Origin of the sequence: Microcystis sp. M113S1 (assembly GCF_020246945.1) — a bacterium.
Taxonomy (GTDB): Bacteria; Cyanobacteriota; Cyanobacteriia; order Cyanobacteriales; family Microcystaceae; genus Microcystis.
The window spans coordinates 1-4,220 of record NZ_JADBSA010000310.1; the positions used below are offsets into that span (position 1 = coordinate 1).

At 44.5% G+C, this 4,220-nt stretch carries 3 protein-coding genes and 1 pseudogene; 3 read left to right on the forward strand and 1 reads right to left on the reverse strand.

Annotated features, from left to right (window positions below; translation table 11 throughout):
- The first annotated feature begins 100 nt into the window (after positions 1 to 100).
- The gene (locus IM319_RS15665; protein ID WP_287736199.1) at positions 101 to 343 is read left to right on the forward strand and encodes a hypothetical protein; all 243 of its coding nucleotides are present in this window, start codon (positions 101 to 103) and stop codon (positions 341 to 343) included.
- Positions 344 to 378: 35 nt separating this feature from the next.
- Here IM319_RS15665 and IM319_RS15670 read toward each other — a convergent pair whose 3' ends face one another.
- Entirely contained in the window at positions 379 to 2,229 is a 1,851-nt protein-coding gene (locus IM319_RS15670; protein ID WP_287736201.1) for a polysaccharide deacetylase family protein, read from the reverse strand.
- Positions 2,230 to 2,601: 372 nt separating this feature from the next.
- Here IM319_RS15670 and IM319_RS15675 point away from each other — a divergent pair, with 372 nt between their 5' ends.
- Together IM319_RS15675 and IM319_RS15680 are read left to right on the forward strand one after the other, a co-directional pair.
- On the forward strand, positions 2,602 to 3,753 hold the full coding sequence (locus tag IM319_RS15675) for an NAD-dependent epimerase/dehydratase family protein (protein WP_287736203.1): 1,152 nt from the start codon (positions 2,602 to 2,604) through the stop codon (positions 3,751 to 3,753).
- A gap of 286 nt (positions 3,754 to 4,039) precedes the next feature.
- A pseudogene (locus IM319_RS15680) lies at positions 4,040 to 4,220 on the forward strand (transposase); the annotation flags it as partial.

Consider the following 4,220-nt stretch of genomic DNA (forward strand, 5'->3'; position numbering starts at 1 on the left):
CAAAAAGGGACTAAGTACGGTAGGGCATACCGGAACTCACGCTTGGGGAGAGATTCCCTCTGGTTTGGTTGGATACGTCCTGTCAGATTAAGGAAACTCAATGAACCAAGAATCCCTCGCTTTTAGCGACGGGAGTGTCAACGTCTGTGAATCTGTGATTGCCTATCAATTTGCCCGGGAGATGGATGCCACGGAATTAGCCAGTTTAATCACTGCGGGTAGTCCGATTCCAAAAGGCTCTTGTTCAGCCACAATTCTCGCACAGATTCAGCAAGGTGGTCTGGTTTCTCCACGGCTGAAAAACAAGTACAAAATTGTCCTGAGAGCTTTCTTAGATACATAGCTTCAGCCGTTTTCTGGTTAATAAGTTTTTGTCCCCTAACTCCCCGCAGCACAGGAATCGGCGAAAATTACGCAGGGAATCCCCACATGACTAATGGGAACAATATAGGTTTCTGTGGGGGGAAATAAAGCGACAACGTGGGGAACGGGACGGGGAGTATAATGCACTTGCGATTGGCCTCGATAAGCGAGGGAGGTACTTGCTCCTGAATCTAACATCACTGCCTCCCGAAAACCTGCCTGTACTAATAATTCTCCCAAAGCCATCGAATCGATCGGGTCTCTGGAAACCCCGATTACTGGCTGTCCTGCCTGATTAATTCCCCAAAAAGCCCGGTGACGCAGGGCATCAAAACCGTAAAGTGTACCAAAGGATTCTCGCGGTTGTGGTTGTCCATCTTTGACTAACCAAGCGGCCGCGACAAAAGCATCCGTAACCTTGAGATCATCTCCGGCCTCCGCTGCGATTCCTTCTAGGGTATTATGACGGGCAGGATCAAAAGGAAGATAACGCACCCATCGATCGGTAATGATTACTAAAGGACGACCCTCTAACTTGCCGATTTCACCTTCATATCCCGGGATAAAGCCGCCATTTTCGCTTAAAACCGGCCCGATCATCTGATTGGAGTCCAATTCCTTGAGAGAGAAAAAACCGCCATCTACAGCCGCGATCGCTTCTGTGCCGGCGATAATTTCCTCCACTTGATAGCGACTATCAGCGTGGATAGTTTTGGGAATACCACCACTAATTAGAACAAGTGTATTGCTTGGGAATTCCACTTCCCGTTTTTGGATGGTGGTGGCAAAGTTAAAACCACCATCCCTACGGGGTAAGGGATCACCTCCCCAAGCTTGCGGGACAATTTCCCTGGTGCGCGATTGCCCAAAGCGTCCAATAGTGAGTAAATCGGGGGATTGTCCAGCAAAATGTTCATCGAGGTCATTCATCGATAAAGCCGCCCGATAACCCGCTTTTTTGACGAATTCCTTCACTCGATCGTCTGCCTTCCCTTCTGGATAGGTGAAATAATTAATCGGAATGCCCAATTCTTTTTCTAAGATTTGTTTCGATTGCTTGACTTCTTGCTCCAAATCTGCATCGGACAATAATCTTAAATCCCGGGGATGACTAACACTATGGGAGACAATTTGTACTAGAGGATCGGCGGACATTTCCTGGAGTTGCTGCCAAGTGACACTGGTTCTGCCGGTTTTTTGAGTCATTTTATTGATATAAATCGAGAAAACGGCGGGATAGCCATATTTTCTCAATAAAGGATAGACATACTGGTAATGTCCCCCATAACCATCATCAAAAGTCAATAAAACCGGTTTAGCGGGAAGGGGGATACCGGTCCGCAGATGGGAAATTAACCAATCGATACTGATAGGAGTTGCCCCGATTTCCTGCAAAAATTGAAAATGTGCCTCTAATTCCCCCGGAGTAACGTCAAAAAATACCTCTTTTTCCGGTAAAATGTCGTGATACATTAAAATCGGTACTTTTGTCTCTTGAGCGCGGGGATGAATTTCTGGCCAGGGTGCTAATTCGATCGCTGTTGCCGAGTTATTTTGCCAATTATCGAGACTAATATCGTTTTTTTGGAGAGATAGGGGGAGAATCACGCGATCGGAGAGGTTTTTATAGGTTTTACAAGCAAAAATTCTCGATATATCCTTAAAAGAACTATTTTCTAGGACATAATCCGCGCATTCCGGTTGAAACTCCCTAAAAGGTGCGGGGAGAGACTCACCCCCCACCAGAGCATTAGAACGAGGATACAGAGAACTTGCCCAAATAATCAGACAAACGACAATAAATGCCAAAAATCCGTATAGGGGAAGGGAAGGAAACGAAGATTTTTGCCGAGCTTGCCAACGCATAATATCAAGTAATCAAGTAAACAGTAAAAAGTAAAAAAGAAATTGAGATTTGCTCTATTACCTTGACCGACAAGCTGAGTTTCCCTATAATCCGTTCCCTTGTCAAGTTTTCTAGAACACCCTCATCAGTGAGCAGTGAGCAGATTTGAGTTTTCAGTGGACAGTGGTAATCAGGAGTCAGTCTCGATGAAAAAATTTTCACCCCCACAGATGAAAGAGGTTTCCTTCCCTACACCCCACACCCCACACCCTACACCCTACACCCTACACCCCATCACCCCCGTGCTATGTTCACGGGGATTAAGTTGGTAAAGCGTGACACAAAACTGCTAGAGTTACCAAAGACGAGTATATAAACTTTACAGATATTGTATGAGAGTTTTGGTTATTGGCGGAGACGGCTATTGTGGTTGGGCAACGGCACTCCATCTATCAAATAGAGGTTACGAAGTAGGCATACTTGATAGTTTAGTTCGTCGCTATTGGGACTTACAATTAGGCTGCGATACCTTAACACCGATCGCACCCATATCTCATCGGATTCAACGCTGGCAAGATCTGACGGGAAAATCGCTCGATCTTTTTGTCGGGGATATCAATAACTACGACTTTTTGATTCAATCCCTGCGACAGTTTCAACCAGATGCGATTGTTCACTTCGGAGAACAGAGATCTGCACCCTTCTCCATGATCGATCGCGAACACGCAGTTTTAACCCAAGTTAACAACGTTGTTGGCAATTTAAACATCCTCTACGCGATGAAAGAGGAATTTCCCGAAGCGCACCTAGTGAAACTGGGAACCATGGGTGAGTATGGCACACCGAATATAGATATTGAAGAAGGCTACATCACGATCGAACATAACGGTCGTAAGGATACTTTACCCTATCCCAAACAACCCGGTAGTATGTACCATCTCAGTAAAGTCCACGATAGCCATAATATCCATTTTGCCTGTCGGATGTGGGGTTTAAAAGCCACAGATCTCAATCAAGGGGTGGTTTATGGGGTCCTCACCGAAGAAACGGGAATGGATGAGATGTTGATTAACCGTCTCGATTACGATGGGGTTTTTGGTACTGCTTTAAACCGTTTTTGTATTCAAGCGGCGATCGGTCATCCCCTGACAGTGTACGGTAAAGGTGGCCAAACGCGAGGATTTTTAGATATCCGCGATACCGTGCGTTGTTTGGAATTAGCGATCGCAAATCCCGCTCAATCGGGGGAATTCCGCGTCTTTAACCAATTTACCGAACTGTTTAGCGTCGGTGACTTGGCACTGATGGTGAAAAAAGCTGGTTCCGCATTAGGGTTAAATGTGGAGATTAACAATCTTGACAACCCGCGCATCGAGTTAGAGGAACATTATTTTAACGCTAAAAACACGAAATTACTCGATCTAGGCCTACAACCTCACTATCTCTCCGATTCTCTCCTCGATTCCCTCCTAAACTTCGCCACCAAGTATAAAAATCGGGTAGATATGAATCATATCCTACCAAAAGTCACTTGGAAACGATAATTTATCAGTAGATGATAAGTTGAGGATGGGGTAGTAACCCATCCTTTGCGTTTTTATAATGTATTGTAAAGTTTCAATACAAATATGGTCAGATATAGCCAGCCATGGTAATATGTGAACACGAAACTATCAGACTAGGCAAAAAAACAGGAATAAGTTATCGAACGGCTTGGAGATGGTGGAAACAAGGGAATTTAACAGGTTATCAATTGCCTTCCGGTACAATTATCATAACGGATAACAACCCTTCAAAACCCGACGCTGAGTTAAAAGACAACGGAGAATAATGTTAGTAGCCGAAAGACACATTATCAAGAAAGGACATAGATTTTGGGCGGAGATAGATAATTTATCTTGGCAGTCTAAAAATCTCTACAACTCAGCCAATTATTTAACCCGACAAAACTTCATTTATGGTCATGGCTATTTGACCTATAATCAGATTGCCTCTCTGATGAAAAAGACAG